This window comes from Aggregatibacter aphrophilus ATCC 33389 (assembly GCF_900636915.1).
In the GTDB taxonomy this organism is placed as follows: domain Bacteria; phylum Pseudomonadota; class Gammaproteobacteria; order Enterobacterales; family Pasteurellaceae; genus Aggregatibacter; species Aggregatibacter aphrophilus.
Map to the genome: position 1 here is coordinate 1,828,898 of NZ_LR134327.1, position 22,176 is coordinate 1,851,073.

24 protein-coding genes and 1 tRNA gene are annotated in these 22,176 nt (G+C 41.8%); 8 read left to right on the forward strand and 17 right to left on the reverse strand.

The window, feature by feature from the left end:
- Positions 1 to 79: 79 nt before the first annotated feature.
- The 3 genes from EL144_RS08745 (at position 80) to EL144_RS08755 (ending at position 3,173) form a co-directional block, all read left to right on the forward strand.
- Positions 80 to 1,006 (forward strand): aminoimidazole riboside kinase, encoded by a 927-nt coding sequence (locus EL144_RS08745; RefSeq protein ID WP_005704150.1) that lies wholly within the window; start codon positions 80 to 82, stop codon positions 1,004 to 1,006.
- Positions 1,007 to 1,079: 73 nt separating this feature from the next.
- Positions 1,080 to 2,534, forward strand: a complete 1,455-nt coding sequence (locus tag EL144_RS08750) for a glycoside hydrolase family 32 protein (RefSeq protein WP_005704149.1) — start codon at positions 1,080 to 1,082, stop codon at positions 2,532 to 2,534.
- Between the two features lie 12 nt (positions 2,535 to 2,546).
- Positions 2,547 to 3,173: a fused DSP-PTPase phosphatase/NAD kinase-like protein gene (locus EL144_RS08755; protein WP_005704148.1), complete on the forward strand. Its 627-nt coding sequence runs from the start codon at positions 2,547 to 2,549 to the stop codon at positions 3,171 to 3,173.
- Positions 3,174 to 3,208: 35 nt separating this feature from the next.
- On the opposite strand, the gene truB is transcribed toward EL144_RS08755, so the two are convergent.
- The 7 genes from truB to EL144_RS08795 form a co-directional block, all read right to left on the reverse strand.
- Positions 3,209 to 4,129, reverse strand: a complete 921-nt coding sequence (gene truB, locus EL144_RS08760; RefSeq protein WP_005704147.1) for a tRNA pseudouridine(55) synthase TruB — start codon at positions 4,127 to 4,129, stop codon at positions 3,209 to 3,211.
- Positions 4,129 to 4,515 carry a 30S ribosome-binding factor RbfA gene (gene rbfA / locus EL144_RS08765; protein ID WP_005704146.1) on the reverse strand — a complete coding sequence of 129 codons (387 nt, stop codon included), beginning with the start codon at positions 4,513 to 4,515 and terminating at the stop codon, positions 4,129 to 4,131. The genes truB and rbfA overlap by 1 nt, the downstream gene beginning before the upstream one ends.
- Before the next feature lie 170 nt (positions 4,516 to 4,685).
- Positions 4,686 to 7,163: a translation initiation factor IF-2 gene (gene infB, locus EL144_RS08770; RefSeq protein WP_050332835.1), complete on the reverse strand. Its 2,478-nt coding sequence runs from the start codon at positions 7,161 to 7,163 to the stop codon at positions 4,686 to 4,688.
- A 15-nt stretch (positions 7,164 to 7,178) separates the two neighbouring features.
- The gene (gene nusA, locus EL144_RS08775; protein ID WP_005704143.1) at positions 7,179 to 8,675 is read right to left on the reverse strand and encodes a transcription termination factor NusA; all 1,497 of its coding nucleotides are present in this window, start codon (positions 8,673 to 8,675) and stop codon (positions 7,179 to 7,181) included.
- 24 nt (positions 8,676 to 8,699) lie between these two features.
- The gene (rimP, locus tag EL144_RS08780; protein WP_050332833.1) at positions 8,700 to 9,155 is read right to left on the reverse strand and encodes a ribosome maturation factor RimP; all 456 of its coding nucleotides are present in this window, start codon (positions 9,153 to 9,155) and stop codon (positions 8,700 to 8,702) included.
- Positions 9,156 to 9,309: 154 nt separating this feature from the next.
- A tRNA-Met gene (locus EL144_RS08790) sits at positions 9,310 to 9,386 on the reverse strand.
- Positions 9,387 to 9,564: 178 nt separating this feature from the next.
- Entirely contained in the window at positions 9,565 to 9,816 is a 252-nt protein-coding gene (locus EL144_RS08795; protein ID WP_005704138.1) for a YcgL domain-containing protein, read from the reverse strand.
- 86 nt (positions 9,817 to 9,902) lie between these two features.
- Here EL144_RS08795 and minC point away from each other — a divergent pair, with 86 nt between their 5' ends.
- The gene (gene minC / locus EL144_RS08800; RefSeq protein ID WP_065336499.1) at positions 9,903 to 10,565 is read left to right on the forward strand and encodes a septum site-determining protein MinC; all 663 of its coding nucleotides are present in this window, start codon (positions 9,903 to 9,905) and stop codon (positions 10,563 to 10,565) included.
- Between the two features lie 19 nt (positions 10,566 to 10,584).
- On the opposite strand, the gene EL144_RS08805 is transcribed toward minC, so the two are convergent.
- From EL144_RS08805 to rarD, 5 genes are all read right to left on the reverse strand, one after another.
- On the reverse strand, positions 10,585 to 10,923 hold the full coding sequence (locus EL144_RS08805) for a hypothetical protein (protein WP_005704136.1): 339 nt from the start codon (positions 10,921 to 10,923) through the stop codon (positions 10,585 to 10,587).
- Positions 10,924 to 11,153: 230 nt separating this feature from the next.
- Entirely contained in the window at positions 11,154 to 11,621 is a 468-nt protein-coding gene (gene sixA, locus EL144_RS08810; RefSeq protein ID WP_005704134.1) for a phosphohistidine phosphatase SixA, read from the reverse strand.
- 12 nt (positions 11,622 to 11,633) lie between these two features.
- Positions 11,634 to 12,971: a phosphoglucosamine mutase gene (gene glmM, locus EL144_RS08815; protein WP_005704133.1), complete on the reverse strand. Its 1,338-nt coding sequence runs from the start codon at positions 12,969 to 12,971 to the stop codon at positions 11,634 to 11,636.
- Positions 12,972 to 13,015: 44 nt separating this feature from the next.
- The gene (folP, locus tag EL144_RS08820; protein WP_032995234.1) at positions 13,016 to 13,843 is read right to left on the reverse strand and encodes a dihydropteroate synthase; all 828 of its coding nucleotides are present in this window, start codon (positions 13,841 to 13,843) and stop codon (positions 13,016 to 13,018) included.
- Between the two features lie 95 nt (positions 13,844 to 13,938).
- Positions 13,939 to 14,844: an EamA family transporter RarD gene (gene rarD / locus EL144_RS08825; RefSeq protein WP_050332831.1), complete on the reverse strand. Its 906-nt coding sequence runs from the start codon at positions 14,842 to 14,844 to the stop codon at positions 13,939 to 13,941.
- Positions 14,845 to 14,983: 139 nt separating this feature from the next.
- Between rarD and EL144_RS08830 the strand changes: the two genes are divergently transcribed.
- Entirely contained in the window at positions 14,984 to 15,445 is a 462-nt protein-coding gene (locus EL144_RS08830) for an Lrp/AsnC family transcriptional regulator (RefSeq protein WP_005700711.1), read from the forward strand.
- Positions 15,446 to 15,451: 6 nt separating this feature from the next.
- On the opposite strand, the gene dinB is transcribed toward EL144_RS08830, so the two are convergent.
- The 3 genes from dinB to sstT form a co-directional block, all read right to left on the reverse strand.
- Positions 15,452 to 16,534, reverse strand: coding sequence for a DNA polymerase IV (gene dinB / locus EL144_RS08835; protein ID WP_005704128.1), 1,083 nt, complete (start codon positions 16,532 to 16,534; stop codon positions 15,452 to 15,454).
- A gap of 75 nt (positions 16,535 to 16,609) precedes the next feature.
- On the reverse strand, positions 16,610 to 17,122 hold the full coding sequence (locus tag EL144_RS08840; protein ID WP_005704127.1) for a hypothetical protein: 513 nt from the start codon (positions 17,120 to 17,122) through the stop codon (positions 16,610 to 16,612).
- A gap of 138 nt (positions 17,123 to 17,260) precedes the next feature.
- On the reverse strand, positions 17,261 to 18,508 hold the full coding sequence (gene sstT, locus EL144_RS08845; protein ID WP_005704126.1) for a serine/threonine transporter SstT: 1,248 nt from the start codon (positions 18,506 to 18,508) through the stop codon (positions 17,261 to 17,263).
- Positions 18,509 to 18,829: 321 nt separating this feature from the next.
- On the opposite strand from sstT, the gene EL144_RS08850 reads away from it, so the two are divergent.
- The 3 genes from EL144_RS08850 to EL144_RS08860 all read left to right on the forward strand — a co-directional run bounded on the left by EL144_RS08850 (position 18,830) and on the right by EL144_RS08860 (position 20,540).
- Entirely contained in the window at positions 18,830 to 19,279 is a 450-nt protein-coding gene (locus EL144_RS08850; RefSeq protein ID WP_005700716.1) for a LexA family protein, read from the forward strand.
- Between the two features lie 81 nt (positions 19,280 to 19,360).
- Positions 19,361 to 19,735 carry a helix-turn-helix domain-containing protein gene (locus EL144_RS08855; RefSeq protein WP_005704123.1) on the forward strand — a complete coding sequence of 125 codons (375 nt, stop codon included), beginning with the start codon at positions 19,361 to 19,363 and terminating at the stop codon, positions 19,733 to 19,735.
- A gap of 109 nt (positions 19,736 to 19,844) precedes the next feature.
- Positions 19,845 to 20,540 (forward strand): IS3 family transposase, encoded by a 696-nt coding sequence (locus tag EL144_RS08860; RefSeq protein WP_089503470.1) that lies wholly within the window; start codon positions 19,845 to 19,847, stop codon positions 20,538 to 20,540.
- A 91-nt stretch (positions 20,541 to 20,631) separates the two neighbouring features.
- Here EL144_RS08860 and EL144_RS08865 read toward each other — a convergent pair whose 3' ends face one another.
- The gene (locus EL144_RS08865; RefSeq protein WP_005704121.1) at positions 20,632 to 21,138 is read right to left on the reverse strand and encodes an NlpC/P60 family protein; all 507 of its coding nucleotides are present in this window, start codon (positions 21,136 to 21,138) and stop codon (positions 20,632 to 20,634) included.
- A 179-nt stretch (positions 21,139 to 21,317) separates the two neighbouring features.
- A complete protein-coding gene (kdsA, locus tag EL144_RS08870) occupies positions 21,318 to 22,172 on the reverse strand; it encodes a 3-deoxy-8-phosphooctulonate synthase (RefSeq protein WP_005700722.1) in 855 nt (284 codons plus the stop codon).
- Positions 22,173 to 22,176 lie beyond the last annotated feature (4 nt).

The window sequence follows — 22,176 nt, forward strand, 5'->3', positions numbered from 1 at the left end:
ACTTATGGTTTCATAAAGTGCGGTTATTTTTAGATGCGTTTTATAAGCATATTTTTATCGTTAAGATCAGGAGCAAAATATGAATCAAAAAATCTGGGTACTGGGTGATGCCGTGGTGGATCTAATTCCGGACGGAGAAAATCATTATTTGCGTTGTGCGGGCGGTGCGCCGGCAAATGTGGCGGTAGGTATTGCCCGTTTAGGCGGTGAAAGTGCGTTTATTGGTCGTGTAGGCAAAGATCCGTTGGGCGAATTTATGCAGCAAACCCTACAACAGGAAAATGTGCAAACGAACCATATGATTCTCGATCCACAGCAACGCACTTCTACCGTCGTGGTCGGTTTAGACAACGGCGAACGAAGCTTTACCTTTATGGTCAACCCAAGTGCGGATCAGTTTTTGCAGGTAGCCGATTTACCGAATTTCCAAGCTAACGAATGGTTGCATTGCTGTTCCATTGCATTAATCAATAACCCTTCCCGCAAAACGACTTTTGAAGCGATTCGTCGTATTAAAGCCGTCGGCGGATTTTTCTCTTTTGATCCCAATTTACGTGAATCTCTGTGGCCAAGTTTTGAAGACATGAAAGAAACGGTGATGCAGGCGGTGGCATTGGCAGACGTATTGAAATTTTCGGAAGAAGAATTGACGCTACTCACGGATACGCAAACCTTAACTGAAGCATTTGAAAAAATCACCGCACTTTATCCAGAAAAATTGATTATTGTGACCTTGGGCAAACACGGTGCGCTCTATCATTTAGCCGGTAAAAAAGATGTCATTACCGGCAAAGCCTTACAACCGGTTGATACCACAGGTGCAGGCGATGCCTTCGTAGGCGGTCTCCTTTCCGGTCTTTCACAACATTCAAATTGGAAAGAAATATCTGTGCTTGAGCAAATTATCCGCCAAGCCAATGCCAGCGGTGCCTTGGCGACAACGGCAAAAGGGGCAATGTCTGCCCTGCCGAATAAAGCACAGTTAGCAGAATTTTTGGTAAACTAATCCCATTGATTCAATTTGATAGCGCGCGTCTCCTGACGCGTGCTCACTGCCCAAACACAGAGGGAGAAACCTTATGCATATTTTCAACAACGGGAAATACAAAAGCATCCTTGCGGCAGAATCCGGTGAGCTTGCGGAAATTGCTCAAACCGTGCAAAAAGACACAAATTTCCGACCGCACTTTCATATTGCGCCACCAACCGGACTGATGAACGATCCTAACGGTCTCATCTTTGATGGCGAGAAATATCACCTTTTTTATCAATGGTTTCCTTTTGATGCCATACACGGTATGAAACATTGGAAGCATTTAATCACTAAAGATTTCCAACATTATCAATCTGCTGACGATCTCATTCCTTGTGAGCTTTTTGAATCTCACGGTTGTTATTCCGGTGGCGCGTTAAAAGTCGGTGATAAATTAGCCATGTTCTACACGGGCAACACCCGTCGTCCTAGTGATAATCAGCGTGTCCCTTACCAAAATTTAGCCATTTTCGATCTTGATGGAAAATTGCTCAGTAAACATCCGTTAATTGAAAATGCGCCTGAAGGCTATACGGAACACGTTCGCGACCCGAAACCTTATTTCACCGAAAACGGTAAAATCCGTTTTATCTGCGGTGCACAACGGGAAAATCTCACCGGCACGGCTATTATTTTTGAAATGGACAATCTTGAAGATACGCCGCGTTTGCTGGGTGAGCTTTCCTTGCCGGCGTTTGATAATACCAATGTGTTTATGTGGGAATGCCCTGATTTGTTGAAACTGGACGGTAAAGATGTGTTTATTTGGTCGCCTCAGGGCAAAGATCGTGAAGCTCATCAATTCCAAAATAATTACCATGCGACTTATGCGGTGGGTAAATTAACGGATTTAACCTTTGAAGCGGAATATATCGGCGAGTTGGATCAAGGCTTTGACTTCTATGCGCCACAAACCTTTGGCGGTTTGGATAATAAAACCCATGCTGTGCTTTTTGGCTGGATCGGTTTGCCGGACTTAACCTATCCGACAGACAAATTCAAATGGCATTCGGCCTTAACCCTGCCGAGAGAATTACACTTAGAAGGCACCAAAATCTATCAACGCCCGATCGCAAAAACGTGTGAAAATCTGACCGCACTTTCGACGCTTCACCTTGATGGAAAAGCCGAGATTGCGGATTTAGATCGTGCTTATGTAAAATTTGAGGCAAATAACCGGGCCTTCAATTTGACTTTCTTCCAAAACGAAAAAGGACAATCATTGCGCCTTTCTTATGAAAACGGATTGGTTTGCTTAGATCGCAGCCAAAGTGAGCAAACTGAATTAATGGAAAAATTCGATAGCAAACGTTTCTGTGAAATTGAGAATCTGCAAACGGTGGAAATTTTCTTTGATCGTTCCATTGTGGAAATTTTCTTCAATCACGGTGAAAAAGCCATGACATCCCGATTCTTTATTGCCAATAGAAGCAATATAATCACGACGCAACATTCATTAGATTTAATTCTTGGCTATTTGCCAACTATTCACTTTTGTTAATTAAGGATCTTTATGCAAGCAAATTTTTCCGCTTTTCCCCTAAGGTCAATCTGTAAAAACTCGCTTTTTGCGTTAACCGCATTCGCTTTGGTTGCTTGTAGTACAACTGCTCCCGGCGAACCACCTACCAACACAGAACACTGGGCAACGGTAATCAGTGAAAATGAAAATTTGTATCGCATTGACGATAATTTTTATCGTAGCGAACAATTAGATCGCCAGGCGGAACCGCTGTTAGACAAAGTAAACATTAAAACAATTGTGAATTTGCGTTTTTTTGATCGTAATAATGACGAACAGGCATTCGGACATAAAAATATCAATTTGATTAATACGCCGCTATTAACGTGGTCAATTAATACACGGGAAGTAGCGGATATTTTATGGCAAATTCGCCAACATCAGAAAGATGGGCCGATATTAGTGCACTGTTATCACGGCGCCGATCGTACCGGTTTAATCGTGGCGATGTATCGTGTGATTTATCAAAATTGGGACTTAAACGAAGCCAAACGGGAAATGCAACAAGCACCTTATGGCTATCATTCGATTTGGAAAAATATTGATAATTTCTTTACGAAAGAAAATGTTGCAAAAATAAAAGCTCGATTAAATGAGCTGGCAAAAGAATCTGGCTAAAAATAAAAAGTGCGGTGAAATTTCACCGCACTTTTTTATTCATACACCACTAATCGCTGTGGACGGATCACGTTATTTTCATCAATCACCGCCACACCAAGAAAACGATTCTCGTGGGAAAATAACCGCACTTGTCCTTGTAGACTGTTAGGATTATCGAATTTTACCCGTTGACCAAATCCGATGCCTTGCGCTTGGCTTTCATTTAAGGTTAACGTCGGCAACTTCTCTACCGCAGTATCTATAGGCAATAACAAAGCATCTAAAAAACTCAAATCTTGTGATTCTGCCAAAGCTTGCAACGCATTCCAATCCAACATTTTTTCTGTCGGATAATCCGCCACTGCCGTTCGACGTAACATCGTTACATGAGCGCCACAGCCTAACGTCTCACCTAAATCATCCACCAAAGTGCGAATGTAGGTACCTTTGGAACAATGCACTTCTAGGGTTAAATACGGCGCGTTGTATTCAATAAAGTTCAATTCAAAGATTGTAATGGGGCGCGCTTCCCGCTCCACCGTAATGCCTTGACGAGCATATTCATAAAGCGGTTTACCATTGTGTTTCAACGCCGAAAACATCGTCGGCACTTGCAAAATATCCCCACGGAATTGCTCAAGTGCGGTCAAAATTTCAGGTGTTTTAACCTTCACATCACGGGTTTCGACAATCTGTCCTTCCGCATCCGATGTATCGGTGCGTTCTCCCAGTTTTGCCGTCACTAAATAACGCTTATCGGCATCCAACAAAAACTGCGAAAACTTGGTGGCTTCGCCCAAACAAATAGGCAACATTCCGGTAGCCAGCGGATCTAACGCACCGGTATGCCCCGCTTTGTTAGCCTGAAAAATGCGTTTCACTTTTTGCATGATGTCATTGGAAGACATACCTTGCGGCTTATCCAACAACAACACGCCGTGAATATCACGCCCACGTTTACGCGGTTTGGACATTAGTTTTTGTCCTCAACGTGTTTCTTCTCATCTTCGCGCACAACATTTGTCACCAAGTTAGACATGCGCATACCTTCCACTAAGGATTGATCGTAAATAAAACGAATCTCCGGCACGATACGCAGACGCATGGCTTTGCCTAACAGCGTGCGAATATAAGGCGCGGCTTTTTCCAAGCCTTTCATGCCCTGCGCAATCGCCTGTTCATCGTGATCAAATAAGAAGGTAACGAAAACTTTTGCATAAGCCAAATCACTGGACATTTCCACGTCGGACACCGTCGCCATACCGATACGCGGATCTTTCACTTCGCGTTGTAAAATCACCGCGATTTCTTTTTGGATTTCTTGTGCGACACGGTCGCTACGTTTGAATTCTCGAGCCATTTTATTTCTCTTTTATTTGTCCGTGGGTAAATATACCCGCGGTTAAGCATAATTATTCCCGTTTGGGGAAGTTTGTATGCTGCCCTAAAGGGCAAACTATATGTAACCTAGAGTAACACGTTACCTTAGGCAAAAAGTGCGGTCAAATTTGACCGCACTTTATTTCAAGATTAGATCGAGCGTTTAATCTCAACCACTTCGAATACCTCAATCTGGTCGCCGACTTTTACGTCATTGTAGTTCTTCACGCCAATACCACATTCCATACCGTTACGTACTTCAGATACGTCGTCTTTGAAGCGGCGAAGGGATTCTAATTCCCCTTCAAAGATCACCACGTTGTCGCGTAATACGCGGATTGGATTGTTACGTTTCACAACACCTTCAGTCACCATACAACCAGCAATAGCACCGAATTTCGGATGACGGAATACATCACGTACTTCAGCCAAACCGATGATTTCTTGTTTGAATTCAGGTTGTAACATACCGCTCATTGCCGCTTTGATTTCGTTGAGCAATTCGTAAATAATGGAATAGTAACGTAAATCAATGTTTTCGGTTTCGATAATGCGGCGGGCAGAGCCGTCTGCACGCACGTTAAAGCCAACAATAATCGCGTTAGAAGCCGCAGCCAAAGTTGCATCGGTTTCAGTAATACCGCCTACGCCGGAGCCCACCACTTTCACTTTCACTTCGTCAGTTGAAAGTTCCATTAAGGATTGAACGATGGCTTCCACGGAACCTTGTACGTCCGCTTTCACAATCACATTGAGTTCAGCTACATCGCCTTCCTCCATGTTACTGAACATATTTTCCAATTTGGCTTTTTGTTGACGAGCAAGTTTTACTTCACGGAATTTGCCTTGGCGATATAACGCTACTTCACGCGCTTTTTTCTCATCACGCACAACTGTAGCTTCATCACCGGCAGCCGGTACACCGGAAAGGCCTAAAACTTCCACAGGAATAGCCGGACCGGCTTCATCGACTTCTTTACCGTTTTCATCGCGCATTGCACGCACACGACCGTATTCAAAACCACAAAGCAAAATATCGCCTTTATTCAAGGTACCGGATTGCACCAAAATGGTTGCTACCGGACCGCGACCTTTATCCAAATAGGACTCGATCACCACGCCGGTCGCCATAGCGTTTTTCACAGCGGTGAGTTCAAGCACTTCCGATTGCAATAAGATAGCTTCAAGCAATTCGTCAACGCCGGTTCCTTTTTTCGCAGAAACATAGACGAATTGTACATCACCACCGAATTTTTCAGCGATAACGTCATACTGCAATAATTCTTGCTCAACGTGTTCCGGATTAGCTTCCGGTTTATCAATTTTGTTCACCGCAACGACAATTGGCACACCTGCCGCTTTGGCGTGTTGGATCGCTTCGATAGTTTGTGGCATTACACCATCATCCGCTGCTACCACCAACACCACGATGTCTGTCGCTTTTGCACCACGAGCACGCATAGATGTAAACGCTGCGTGTCCCGGAGTATCTAAGAAGGTGATCATTTTGCCATCTTCGGTTTCAACATGGTACGCACCAATATGTTGCGTAATCCCGCCAGCTTCACCGGAGGCTACTTTGGCTTTACGAATATAATCAAGTAAAGAGGTTTTACCATGGTCAACGTGACCCATTATGGTCACCACCGGCGCACGAGTAACTAATTCCGCGTCCACATCACGATCGCTCATCACCGCTTCTTCTAACTCGTTTTCCTTACGCACAATAACCTTGTGTCCCATTTCTTCCGCTACTAATTGCGCGGTTTCTTGATCGATCACTTGGTTAATGGTTGCCATCGCGCCCATTTTCATCATGGTTTTAATCACTTCAGTCGCTTTCACTGCCATTTTGCTGGCAAGTTCGGCAACAGTGATGGTTTCACCGATCACGACATCACGGTTTACTGCTTGAGTCGGTTTAGTGAAAGCTTGTTGCAATACGCTGCCTTTCTTCGCTTGTTTACCTTTGCCGCCTTTCACATCTTTTTGATTGCGACGGTTAGACTCACGCTCATTTTTATTACTTTCATCATCACGGCCGCCTTTTTTCGCTTTAGCGACTTTATTTTTACCGCGGCCACGATTTTCGTTACGACGTTCTTCTTCATCTTCTGCTTCAAGCGCATAACTTGAAGTTAAATTGTAATCGGAATAATCATCAGCATTGCTGTGTGATTCATCATCGGAATGTTCAACATAGCGTTTGGCTTCTTCTGCTGCTTTACGGGCTTGTTCTTCCGCTTTTTGACGAGCTAACTCTTCCGCTTTACGGCGTAATTTCGCTTCTTCTGCTTTGCGTTTCTCTTTTTCTGGATCCACAGATTTAACCGGATTATTGACCGCACTTTGTGCCTGTTTTGCTTTTTCGGCAGCTTCTTTTTCTTTTGCAGCCTTCTCCTTTTGTGCTCTTTCTTCCGCAGCTTTTCGCACGGCTTCTTGCTGTGCCTTTAATTTTGCTGCTTCTTCCGCTTTTAGGGCTGCCTCAGTTGGAACAGTACGTTTTTTACGCACTTCAACCTGAACTTCTTTGCTTTTACCTGAAGCACTGGTACTGCTCACAGTGGTTTTCGTACGTGGTTTTAAACTCAGTTTCTTGGGTGCATTCGTTTTTAATTCTTCAGTCATCTTTTCACTCCCTTATTACTCAGTAAACCAGCAAATATTTCTGGCCGCCATAATTAAATCTGCAGCCTGCTCTGCACTGAGTTCTTCAATATCGGTTAAATCATCAACGCCTTGCTCGGCCAATTCTTCCAATGTGGTAATTTGTTTTTCCACCAATTTAAATGCAATGTGGCGATTCATGCCTTCAAGGTTTAATAAACGGTCTTCGATCTGTGCTTTTTTCAAGGCTTCTTCTTCCGCCAATGCTTTCGCTGTAATGGCATTTTTCGCACGAGTTTGTAACTCTTCTACCAAATCCTCATCTTCCAAACCGTCGATAGCTGTTAACTCACGAACAGGCACATAAGCCAATTCTTCTAATGTTGAGAAACCTTCATCAATTAATAGCTGAGCGAATTCTTCATCAATTTCTAACGCGTCAATAAATAAATTTAAGACTTTATTATCTTCCGCTTGATGCTTTTCGCTTAACTCTTCGGTGGTCATCACATTTAATGTCCAACCGGTTAGTTGAGTTGCCAAACGTACGTTTTGACCGTTACGCCCGATAGCTTGCGCTAAATTGGCTTCTTCCACAGCAATATCCATAGCGTGTTTATCTTCATCTACCACAATAGAACTCACATCAGCCGGTGCCATAGCGTTAATCACGAATTGTGCCGGATTATCATCCCAAAGCACGATGTCCACTCGTTCACCGCCCAATTCGTTGGTAATCGCCTGCACGCGTGCACCACGCATACCGACACACGCACCCACTGGGTCAATGCGTTTATCATTGCTTTTCACGGCAATTTTTGCACGAGAACCCGGATCGCGGGCTGCACTTTTAATTTCGATTAATTCTTCGCCGATTTCAGGCACTTCCAAACGGAACAATTCAATCAGCATTTCAGGTTTGGCACGGGTAACGAATAGTTGGGTGCCTTTGCTTTCCGGACTGACTTTGTATAACACCCCACGAACACGGTCGCCGGGACGGAAGTTTTCACGCGGCAGCATATCTTCACGTAACATGACTGCTTCTGCTTTATTACCGTCTTCGCCGTTTACATCTAAAATAATGCTATCACGGTTGCTTTTCTTCACGGTCGCGGTCACGATTTGACCTTCTTTAACACGGAATTGGTCTACAATTTTGCTACGTTCCGCTTCACGAATTTTGGTACTGATGACCTGACGTGCAGTTTGCATGGCAATACGATCAAAGGCGATCGATTCGATTTGATCTTCGACATAATCACCTAACTGGATATCCGGGTTTTCAAAACGCGCGGCTTCTAAGGTGATTTCTTTGGTTGGGCTCATTACATTTTCCACCACAGCCCAACGACGGAATGTATCAAACTCTCCGGTTTTCGGATTAATCGTTACTCGCACATCAACTTCATATTCGTATTTTTTCTTAGTAGAAAGCGCAATAGCACTTTCTAAGGCTTCAAAAATTTTCTCACGTGGTAATAATTTTTCATTGGATACGGCTTCGGCCGCTAATAGAATCTCTTTACTCATGTCTGCTTTAATCCTTCTCTAAATTTAAAATTTCGGTACGACGTTAGCCTTTTGAATATTTCCAAACGCCAACACTTGTTCTTTTCCATCCACAATCAGCGTTATCATGTCATTTTCAATTTTCGCCAATTGCCCTTGCCATTTACGACGATCTGCCACCGGAATGCGCAAATGTAATAAAATTTCTTGTCCGAGATAGCGTTCAAATTGATTCAAGGTAAATAACGGACGATCTAACCCTGGTGAAGACACTTCTAAGTTATATTTATCGGCAATCGGATCTTCAACATCCAACACCGCACTTACCTGACGGCTCACATCGGCACAATCTTCTACGGTGATTCCGCCCTCTTTATCAATAAACAAACGCACGGTAAGATAACGACCAACACGTTGACATTCAATGCCCCAAAGCTCACAGCCAAGATCTTCTACCGAGCCTTGCACTAATTCTTGCAATTTTTGTTCCAAAGTTGCCAAAACAACCTCCTCAAACGATAGACGTAAAAAAAGGGCATACAGCCCAGTTTTCAATAAATATCAAATAATTCAATGTCCCTATCTGATATTAAAACAGCAAATTTATCGTATAAAAAAACCCCAAAATTGGGGTTCTTTTTACTGAACTTGTAATTGGTTGCGGGGGCCGGATTTGAACCGACGGCCTTCGGGTTATGAGCCCGACGAGCTACCAAGCTGCTCCACCCCGCGTCCGAAATATGTGGCGCATTATAGCCGCTTGCTATCAAAATGGCAAGATTTAATTACACAAAAGCCCACAGGGAAAAACGCTATCAAAAATTCTTCATAAATCACTTATGTAATTTATTCACCGGAACCATTAACTTTGCCAACATTGAAAAAAATATTTATTTTTTTGACCGCACTTTTATAGACTAAACAACCAATCGTCTTTCTTCGGTGTTTGCAAATAAAAACCCCGCTCCTGAATTTGCCGTAGCACATCCAGTTTATCCGCGTTCACTAAGGACTTATTACTGGCTAAATTAAACAACATTACAAATGTCGGTTTACCAAATACTTTAAGCAACGTCTCCGGCACGGCAGCAAATTGATCACGTTTTTCAATATATAAATACATGCCCGCTTCTTTTGGGCTTTTATAAATGGCACATAGCATAAATATTCGTCCTCAATAACGTTCAAGTTGCCGATTTTGCAATAATTCATTATCATTAAGCAACTATTTTCATCGGAATTTCACTTATGGCTCAGGATATTATTGAACTACGCACAGGCCAATTTTCAGCCGTTTTTATCAGCATAAACAGTTCTAGTTTAACTGCGATAAAACGAGCATTGACAAAAAAAACCAAAAACACCCCCTCGTTATTTCACAATATTGAGGTGATTTTGCAGTTCAATCCTATGTTAGAAAAAGTCAATCTGATTGCATTAAAAGATTTATTGGCAGAACACAACATTCACCTTATCGGTGTTGCCGATTGGCAAAATAATTTGCAAAGGGAACTTATCCTTGCAGCCAATTTACCGATTCTAGGCAAAATTGATAATGTCTCCGAAATACTCCCAGAGCCACGCTATTTACCCACCAAAATTGTGCCGCATAATGTGATCGACAAACAGGTAATTTACGCTAAGAACAGTGATTTGATTATTCATGGTGATGTGGAACATGGAGCTGAAGTGGCTGCTGATGGTAACATTCATATTTACGGCGAATTATTAGGCCGCGCAATGGCAGGCGTAAACAGTAGTTCAGGTTCAATTTATACACAATATCTAGATGCCGAATTTGTGGCAGTAAATAGCCGTTTTTTATATAAAGAAAAAATCCCGACTGAATTTCTATACCGCTCAGTCAGGATTTTTGCGGAAAAGGATAAATTGATTTTTACCCCGTTCTAAAAAGCAGTTTTATCTGCTTTTATTTGCTTTCAGTTTCGCTTTTTACAGCATCTTTCACTTCAGCAGCTTTCTCGGATACAGCATCAGCGGCTTGGCCGACTTTCTCTGCCGCCGCATCTTTCATTTCGCCGGCTTTCGTCACCATGGCATCCATTTTTTCAGATGCAGAGTCTTTCGCTTCTTTAGTAGCTTCAACTGTAGCATCTTTCACATCTTTTGTGGCGTTTACGACAGCATCTTTAGCATCGGAGACACTTGCTTTCGCCTGTTCGGCTTGTGGAGATGTTTTACCATCGTCACAACCGGTTACACATAAAGTTACGCCTAACACTAATGCGGCTAATACTGATTTTTTCATCGTTACTCCTAATTAACAATTAAAAATAAACGCCTTACAAATTTGTTCTGTAAGACACCCCTACTATGTAACAAAAATTTACAAAAGGAAATGATTTTTTGCTTATTTTTGTAAAGATTGACGCTAAAACAGCGCCAATCACCACCTAACTCATTAAAATTAAATAAAATTATTTTAGCCCACAATAAACATAAAAAAACATCGAAAATTTACATTACATTGAATATTGGTTAAAATTTACTCAAATATTTTATTCCTTTTACCTCTGCGTACTCATCATCCAGATGAATTTCCACAATGGTTGCAGGATAAAAATTCGCCGGATTTCGACCGCACAATTCTTTCACAATATCGCCCACTAAGGGCAAATGGGAAATAAGCAACACATTTTGCAGCCCGTCTTCCACCAACACGGAAAGATAATTCCCCACGACTCCCGAATCACCATAAGGCGTAATAGCATCCCAAATATCCAGCTTATCGGAAAGTGTTTGATCGTAAACGGAGTTCACCTGAGCGAATGTCTCTAACGCACGGGCATAAGGGCTAACGAGCACTTTATCAAATGAAAGTGCGGTAGATTTTAGCCATGTTCCTTGCATTAATGCTTGTTCTTTGCCGTTGGCATTCAGATGGCGCTCCTTATCGGAGTTCGCCATCAATTCTGCCTCCCCATGACGCATAACGAATAAGCGCATAACCACGTCAACCTATCTGTTCGCTTTCACCGCATCGGCAATTTCTTCCGCACATTTTTGTGCCAAGACACCGTCTTCACATTCCACCATCACGCGAATTAACGGTTCTGTACCGGATTTACGTAATAAAATACGGCCCTTGCCTGCCAAACGTTTTTCTACATCTGCCGCCACAGCCTTCACGGTATCGCTTTCTAACGGATTATCTCCACCGGCAAAACGCACGTTGATTAACACTTGCGGGAATAACTTCACCGCATCGGCCAATTCATTTAAAGATAAACGATGTTTCGCCATGGCCGTTAACACGGCTAATGAGGCGATAATACCGTCACCGGTGGTATTACGATCGGCAATGATAATATGACCCGAATTTTCACCGCCTAAGCCCCAACCGCGCTCCTGCATTTGTTCCAACACATAACGATCACCTACATTAGCGCGTACAAATGGAATGGCTAATTGTTTTAAGGCTAATTCCAAACTCATATTACTCATTAACGTCCCCACAACACCGCCGTGTAAACGTCCTTCACGCAAGGCTTCTCGAGCGATAATAAATAAGACTTGGTCACCATCGACTTTATTACCGAGATGATCTACCATAATTAAACGGTCACCATCACCATCATAAGCTAAGCCCACATCGGCTTTAACTTCCAACACTTTTTCCTGTAACGCTTTAATATCGGTAGCACCACATTTTTCATTAATATTCATACCGTTCGGATGCGTTCCAATTTCGATCACTTCTGCACCCAATTCACGCATGACATTAGGCGCGATGTGATAAGTAGCGCCGTTGGCACAATCCACAACGATTTTGTAATTTTCTAAACTTAAATGCGCCGGGAAGGTGCTTTTACAAAATTCAATATAACGTCCTGCTGCATCTTTAATTCGACTTGCACGCCCTAACTCGGCAGATTCCACACAGTCCATCGGTTGTTCCAACATAGCTTCAATTGCTTCCTCTACCTCATCCGGCAATTTGGTACCTTGAGTGGAGAAAAATTTAATACCGTTGTCATAATACGGATTATGTGAGGCGGAAATAACGATTCCCGCTTCAGCGCGGAAAGTGCGGGTTAAATAAGCCACTGCCGGCGTCGGCATCGGTCCGGTAAAAGCTGCAGACAAACCGGCTGCCGCCAACCCTGCCTCAAGGGCGGATTCCAACATATAGCCGGAAATACGCGTATCCTTACCGATCAAGACTACGCGGGAACCTTGTGTAGCCAATACTTTACCTGCCGCCCAACCGAGTTTTAACACAAAATCCGGTGTAATCGGATTGGTTCCTACTTTGCCTCGTACCCCATCGGTGCCAAAATACTTACGTTCAGCCATGTTTCATTCCTTCTAAAAAATATTTTATATTGTGTAATGCGCAATTATGCATTCATTGTTGCCTGCCAAATTTTCAACGCGTCGGCGGTTTCGCCTACATCATGTACACGCAGAATACAGGCGCCCTTCATTGCGGCAATTAATGCAGCGACAACACTGCCCACCGTGCGTTGTTCCACCGTTTTATCCAATACCGCGCCAATCATAGATTTACGGGAAATTCCCGCCAAAACAGGATAGCCTTGTTCACAAAAAACAGACAATTGCTGCAACAAACGATAGTTATGTTGTACACTTTTGCCAAATCCAAAGCCAGGATCCCAAATCAGATTCTCTTTTTTGATTCCAGAAGCTAAACATTGTTCCGTTCTCTGTTGCATAAATTTTAAAACATTAGCCACCACGTCATCATAATGTGGATTCAGTTGCATAGTACGCGGTTGCCCCTGCATATGCATAATACACACAGGCAAACCTAATTGCACTGCAGTTTGCAATGCGTTCGGCTCCCGCAAGGCACGAATATCATTAATCAAATCCATGCCTGCATTTGCTGCTTCCTGCATTACCAGTGCTTTTGAAGTATCCACCGAAATCCAACAGTCAAACCGTTGACGCACCGCCTCTACCAAGGGAATGACCCGCTCAAGTTCTTGTTCAAGCGTTACTTCCTCCGCCATCGGGCGGGCGGACTCTCCACCAATATCAATAATAGATGCTCCTTGTTGCAACATGGTTTCCACTTGCACCAAGGCCTTATCTAACTGAAAAAATTGACCACTATCGGAAAAGGAATCGGGGGTAAAATTAAGAATCCCCATAATTTGGGGAGAGGAAAGGTCTAGAGTTTTAGTCTTTGCTGTTAATTTCATAAGATATTTGTTTCGCATCCGTAAGCCAATGAGGCCCAAAAGTGCGGTACATTATAAGCGAATTTTTTTGCACTTACCAAAAAATCCCCTTAGTCCTAGGCATGACGCAATCGCTGATTTGCACGCCAAGCATAAGCGCTATTTAACATTAACAACAGTAATCCGCTCCAAATGAAAAAATAGGTCAAATAGGCGGATTCGTTCACCGGCGTATGCAAAAACCAAATGGCAAACAAAAAAAGCAGGCTCGGTTCAAGATAGCTCATCATTGAAAATAAACTTACCGGCAATAATAAAGCCGATTTTAAATTCGCGGTTACAGAAACGGCGCTAATCAAGCCCAATAATGGCACCAACAACCAATAGCGCGAATCACTGACAATGATATCCGTCACATTCGGCTGAAACGCCAAATAAATAAAGCAGGGAATCGAAATAAAAATAATATCTAGCGTCAATCCTTGTAACGCAGGCGTTTTCATGGCTCGACGACTTAAATAATAAGGAGGATAACCCAAGCAGACCCATAGGCTGGTCCAAGAGAAGGTTTGTGTCGCCCACAGTTCATGAGCGACACCAAGTGCGGCTAAAAATAGCGCCATTTTTTGTAATAAGGTTAAGCGTTCTTTAAACCACAAATAACCGCCGAATGCCATCACTAAGGGAAATAAAAAGTAGCCGACAGCCACATTCACGCCTTCACCATTCACCGGCGCCCACATAAATAACCAAAATTGACTGCCCGCCAAAGCGCTACCCATCAAAAAGATCAACCAACGTTTCCAGCTTGAGCCTAATTCGTTGCGAATAAATGTTTTCAAACCGACTAAGCCCATTATCGGTAATAAGATGGCCAATATGGCAAATAATGAACCTATCATACGCAAGACAAAAACATCTGTGCCGCTTAAAGGTAGCATCCACGCGCTGAATAAATACATAATGCCAAATAAACTTTGCGACAAAATACACAGCCACACACCTTTGGATATCGGTTGCATAACTATCACTCCAAATCAGGTTAACGCTATGAGAATTATACTAAAAGCGCCAAATAACCAATTTCAATTAATCGCGAATAATGAGATAATTTCCCAAAATTCACATCATATTTGGTAAAACTTCTCAAACGGTGAAATTATGTACCACTTAGATAAACTCGATCGGGCAATTCTCAATGAATTACAAACCGACGCGACAATTCCGTTAAAAGAACTCGCTGATCGGGTCAACAGTACCATCGCCACCTGCCAACGTCGTATTCAGTTACTTAAACAACATCACGTTATCACCAAACAAGTTGCCATTGTCTCTCCTTCTGCCGTGGGCAAATCCATTAGCGTATTTGTGTTGGTGGAGTTAGATAATCAACAATCTCATTATCAAGCTGAATTTGAACGCAAAATGCGCGGAGAAAAGGATGTGATCGCCTGTTATGAAATCTCCGGCGATTATGATTATTTGCTGTTGGTACATACGGAAGATATGACAAGCTACCACCGTTTTATTCATCAAGTGTTAATCGGTGGCGCCCACGTGAAAGGTTACAAAAGTCAGTTTGTGATGAATTTCTTTAAAGCGGAAAGCAAAATTATTCTGTAACGTAAATTACCAAAGACTCATTTGTTCCGAGGCTTTTTCTTCCGGCAGCGTGACATGCAAACCAATTAATCGAATGCTTCTTCCCTGCCGACGCGCCCAAATTTGACCAAGCAACTGTTGAAAATTTTCACTTGAAAATTCCACCGCACTTTTCTCCAATGTCGTCACTTGAAAATCTTCAAATTTGAGTTTCACACCAATTTTTCTTAATTGCGCCAAAGGCATCTCTGGGCAAGCACGTTGCACGCGCTTAACCAGTTGCGGATACAGGGTTGCCAACACGTCAACGCCTTCTTCCAACTGATGAATATTACTTAATAACGTGGTTTCCACACCCACAGACTTGCGCTCACGGTGCGGCTGAATTTCCCGCTCATCAATACCATGACTATACTGCCAAATGCGTTGCCCCATTTTGCCGAATAAATTTAACAACAGGTGACGCTCCGTTTTCTGTACATCGGCACAGCACACTAAACCCATTTGCAATAATTTTTCCGACGTCACTTTGCCAACACCGGGAATATTCTTTAAGGGCAAATTAGCGACAAAATTGCTCACCTCTTTTGGCTCAATCACAAATTGTCCGTTAGGTTTATTTTGATCAGACGCGATTTTGGCGAGGAATTTTAACGGCGCGATGCCGGCAGAAGCAGTAAGATGAAGTTCATTGAAAATCGCCCGACGAATTTCCTGCGCAATCCATGTGGCAGAACCTGCGCATTTATCACAATCGGTCACGTCTAAATAAGCCTCATCAAGCGAAAGCGGCTCAATAATAGAAGTATAACGTTGAAATATTTGATGAATTTGTTGGGAAACCGCACGATACAACGGCATATTAACCGGCAACAACACCAAATTCGGGCACAGTTTTAAGGCTTGCGCGGTTGACATCGCACTATGTAATCCAAATTTACGCGCAATGTAGTTACAGGTGGTTAAGACGCCCCGCTGTTCGGCACACCCACCGACCGCAACAGGTTTATCGGCCAACGCGGGGTTTTCACGAATTTCGATGGATGCATAAAAACAATCCATGTCGATGTGAATAATTTTTCTGGGTTTAGTATTTAAGGTATCAGACATAAAAAAGTGCGGTCAAAATTTCATGTATTTTTTTGACCGCACTTTAACACAAAAAGCTGTATAAAAAAACAGTATTTAATTAGCTACATTAATTTGTTGTCCATCCGCAAAAGTCACATTACGAGCCACAGAATACACCTGAATCGGCTCCTGCAAATGCGTAAATAACGTGCGATATTGCTCCGGAATTTGATTAAACGGAATGCGTAAATTCACGGTAATCTTTGCTTTAGGCGCCATAGGCTGCGCAAAATTCAGCGGCACATCTTGTGAATAAATCATTTGTTGATCGTATAAATAGGCTGCAATCCAATACAAGGATTTAATGGATTTATTACTTTTATTTTCAACGGAATATTTCACTAAAACATAAGCCTGATTGTCTTCATCCACCACTATATCACGCTCTTCAAAATGAATATCAACACTCTTTTTAAATTGGGACAAGGCAGCTTCTTGGGTGTTTTTCGTTTTTGTCGATTGTTGAACAGGCTGTGTCGTTTTAGCTTTAGGCTCAGCTGCGTTTACCGAACTTAGCGCAAGAAAAGAAGACAATACCAGTGAGGTGAATAAATTAAAATATTTCATCGTGATACCTTTACAATAATAACTTGGGGCAGAATTCTACTCTATCTCCCACGGGGAAGAAACGGAATTTTCATTTAACTTACATAAAACAAAAAGGATAGACCTAAGAACCTATCCTTTTTTATTAGTCACTAATTTTTAACTTTTCAAATATTTTTGCTCATCAGCCATACAAGCTGCTGCGGTAAATAATACATCGGTTGAAGAGTTAAGTGCGGTTTCAGTGGAGTCTTGCAAAATACCGATAATAAAACCAACCCCGATCATTTGCGCTGCCACATCATCGGAAACGTTGAATAGACTACAAGCCAGAGGAATTAGTAACAAAGAACCACCGGCAACACCGGACGCACCACACGCACAAAGACTGGCCACTACGCTTAATAAGATGGCTCTACTGAAAGAAATCTCAATGCCCAATGTATGTACTGCAGCCAAAGTCAAGATGGTAATGGTAATTGCCGCACCGGCCATGTTGATACTGGCGCCGAGTGGAATAGATACAGAATAGGTTTCTTCATCCAATCCAAGACGCTTCGCCAAGTTAATATTCACTGGAATATTTGCTGCCGAGCTACGGGTAAAGAAGGCGGTTACACCACTTTCACGCAAGCAAGTCCAAACTAATGGGTATGGATTACGGCGGATTTTCCAATAGACTAAAAGTGGGTTAACCAAAAATGCCACAAATACCATAGAGCCGATTAAGACACTCAATAATTCCACATAACCGCGCAATGCTACTAACCCTTTATCGGCTAAAGTTTCGGAGACCAAGCCTAACACGCCGATCGGCGCAAAAGAAATAATCACATAAACAATTTTAGATACGGCTTCAGAAAAATCGGAAATCACAATTTTTGTATTTTCGGATGCATGACGAAGCGCTAAACCTAAACCGATAGACCAGGTTAATACGCCAATAAAGTTTGCTTTAAATAGTGCATTAAGTGGATTGTCCACCATATTGAAAATAAGATCTAGCAATACATTACTAACGCCTTTTGGTGCGGAAGTAATGTCTTCTTTAACGGATAGCACCACTTCGATTGGAAACATAAAGGAAGCGATAACAGCAACAACTGCAGCTAAAAAGGTACCGAGTAGATATAAAACAATGATTGGTTTCATGCTAGTTTTGGTGCCGATTTTTTTATTGGCAATAGCTGCCATCACCAAAACAAAAATAAGCAATGGTGCCACCGCACGCAGTGAACGGACAAAAATTTGTCCCAACACACCGACTTTTTCCGCTAAGTTAAAACCTAATGCAGGTTGTAGCATGGAGCTGATCTGCGCCACGATAATACCGAACAGCAAACCAATAGCAATGCGTTTAACCAAATTACCTTGGAAAAACAAAGAAATTAAACGGGAAATATTCATAATGAGTTTTAATGATTTTGTGCAAATAAACTTTATGTTGATATTCGAATCAGAATTGATCCACCTAAGAGGAAATAAAGATAGCTTAAAACTTAGATAAAGAAAATATGAATTAAGAGATTTTTTTGACTTTATAAAAAACTTTGAGATTTTATTTAATTACCATTTAAAAAATTACCCAATTTATTAAATTTAATTAGAACCATAATAGCAGTTATCATGAAAGCCCTGAAAAATTTTTATGTTTACCTGTTGACTTACTGTATATAACAACAGTACATTACCACTGTACAAAAACACAGTTAACTTAGAGGAATCAATATGAGCTACCAAAACCACATCATACCCCAACACCATCAAGTTTTTTCTTACCAGCCAATGCCTTTTTTTGAGGATATGAAAAACGAAAAAACTAACTTTAATAAAAAACTTGATCTTAATTTGTATTGCATCAGACGCCCGCAACAAACCTGTTTTATCCGTGTCACAAATCCGAATATGTTGGCTTGGGGTATTGAAGAAGGCGATATGTTGGTCGTGGAAGATAATAACGAATTATTTGTGGAAGAGTTGGTTGTGTTAGAAATAAATAACGAATTCCATGTATATGAATTTATTGCCCACACTAATGGCGAATTTATATTCTTATCCTTAGATTCACAAATGCAAAATATCAAAACTGATAACTGGCGCAACTTGCCGATTGTCGGCACAGTGACAAATGTGATTCATCAATTACATCGTAAGAATACTATGCGTTTCGCTGCATAAATTCTAAAAAAATAGCCTATTGATTGCACCAAAAAGTGATCTGCACCCCAAAACTTGGACACCTAATTTGAGGTGCAGATTATGTCTTACTCTTATCAATTTCGTTTAGAAATTATCAAACTCGTCACCGAGCAGGATTTCGGTATCCGTGAGGTGGCTAAACTTCATAAACTTCCCCATTCTGCCGTCATCTATTGGCTGAAAGCATTTCATGAAAAAGGGCCGGATGGCGTAAAATCGCCTTATACAAACCTTCAAACACCGAAAATAGTGAAGCCAAAGATGAAAAAGAAAGAGATTGAAATTCCTGAACCAACAGACTTTTCACCTAAAGCGTTTAAAAAGTTACAACGAGAGCTGGCATTGGCTCGTACGGAGATTGCTTATCTAAAAAAGTTGGAGGAGCTCGACCGTCAAAAACAACGGCAGAAAAAAGAAAAATCATTGAAACGCTGAAGCCAAACCACGCGTTAAATGATTTACTTCGTGTGGCTAAAATGCCTCGCTCAACCTTTTTTATTATCACGCGGTTAAATGCAATTATCATGAGATAAAAGAGGCAATCTTGCTGCTGTATAAAAACAACAGGAAACGAGATGGCTATCGCCCAATGACACTCAAATTACGCCAAATGGGTTTCCATTTGAATCATAAAACGGTGTTAAGACTGATGAATGAGTTAGGTATTCATTCCATTTTACGTAAGAAAAGACATGGAAAACGCGGAAAAACATTGCATATTGCCCCGAATGTACTGAATCGTGACTTTACCGCAACGGCGCTCAATCAAAAATGGGTAACTGATGTTACCGAGTTTCAAGTTGGGCAAGAAAAGCTCTATTTTTCGCCATTGATGGATTTGGCAAATCGAGAAATTATTGCCTATAACTTTGCGACACGCCTCAAGTTTCCTTTTGTAAAAAAGATGTTAGAACAAGGGCTTAGCCGTCTTAAACCGACAGAATACCCGATTATTCACAGTGACCAGGGGGTATTGTATGGCACGGCAGAATGGGTGAATATGTTGAAAGGAAAAGCCGTACAGAGCATGAGTCGTCGAGGAAATTGCTACGATAATGCCGTGATTGAAAGTTTTTTTGCGATATTAAAATCCGAGTGCTTTTACTCACGCAGTTACACATCTATTGCCGAATTACAGGCAGAGATTGAAGAATATTTGGTGTATTACAACCAAAAACGAATTAAACTTGATTTAAAAGGATTGAGCCCGGTGCAATACCGAACTCAATATTTAAGTTAACTAACCTGTCCAACTTTTAGGGGGCAGATCAAAGTGCGGTCAGAAATTTTTATATTTCTGACCGCACTTTTTGTTTTCTAAAAAACTTATCTTAAAGAACACGACGGGATTGAGTATAAGTTCTTGTCCAGTAATTATCGTTCAACGATTCAATAATCACACCGCGGCTTGTACTAGAATGCATAAATTTGTCATTACCGATATAAACGCCTACATGATGGTTCTTACGGAAAAAGACCAAGTCCCCCACTCTTAACTCGTGCTTCTTGATTTCCTTACCTACATAGCGTTGCTCGGAAGTGGAACGTGGTAATGCAACACCGAAAGCATCTAAGAATGTGGTTTGCATAAATCCGGAACAATCAATTCCTTTTTTCGTTAAACCACCGAAACGGTAACGGGTACCGACCCACTCTTGATAAACTTTGGAAAGGCGTTTATCCATGATGCCTGAATATTGATGGGGTTTGTTAGTTTTTAATTGTGCTGCAATTAATTGGTTAAGTTGGTCTTCATCTTGATCTTGTTGGTAAGCAATATTGCTTGAACAGGCTGTGAGAGCAAGCAAAGGCGCGATAATCAATAATTTTCTGAACATAAATTTAAGTGGTTATTTTAAATGAGGTTTTTCGACTTAGTTAATCGCGCGAAATAATATCGTAAATTTGTGTAAAGATCCAGCTAAAATGGCATTAAATTTAAAGAAATATGGAAATTTTTTAGCACATATAGTGCATAACGCCTAAATTATACACTATATATTGATAACTGAAAGGATTAATTTGCGGTATCCAATTCAGGGAAAGACTTCACCAAATCATCAATAGCTTTCATTTGGCGTACAACCCCCTCCAATTTATCCAATGGCAATGCTGACGGCCCATCGCATTTTGCATTGTTCGGATCCGGATGAGCTTCTAAGAATAGTCCTGCCAAACCTACTGCCATGCCCGCGCGTGCCAACTCGGTCACTTGTGCACGACGTCCACCGGAAGCTGCGCCAAATGGGTCGCGACATTGTAATGAATGAGTTACATCAAAAATGACCGGGCAACCTTTAGACACATTTTTCATCACGCTAAAGCCCAGCATATCTACTACTAAATTGTCGTAACCAAAGTTGGTACCGCGATCACATAAAATCACTTTATCGTTACCGCATTCTGCAATTTTTTCCACAATATTGCCCACTTGTCCCGGACTTAAAAATTGTGGTTTTTTCACATTAATTATAGCGCCAGTACGCGCCATAGCTTCCACTAAATCGGTTTGGCGAGCCAAAAATGCCGGCAGTTGAATAATATCCACCACCTCAGCTACCGGTTGGCATTGATAAATTTCATGCACGTCGGTAATGACTTTTACTCCGAAAGTTTGTTTTAACTCGGCGAAAATCTTTAAACCCTGCTCCATACCCGGGCCACGATAGGAATGAATGGAAGAACGATTCGCCTTATCAAAAGAAGCCTTAAACACATAAGGCACGCCCAATTTTTGCGTCACTTCCACATATGCTTCGCACACTCGTATGGCCATATCACGGCTTTCCAATACATTCATGCCGCCAAATAATACAAACGGCTTATCATTGGCAATTTGGATATCGCCTAATTGAATTAATTTATTTTGCATAAGT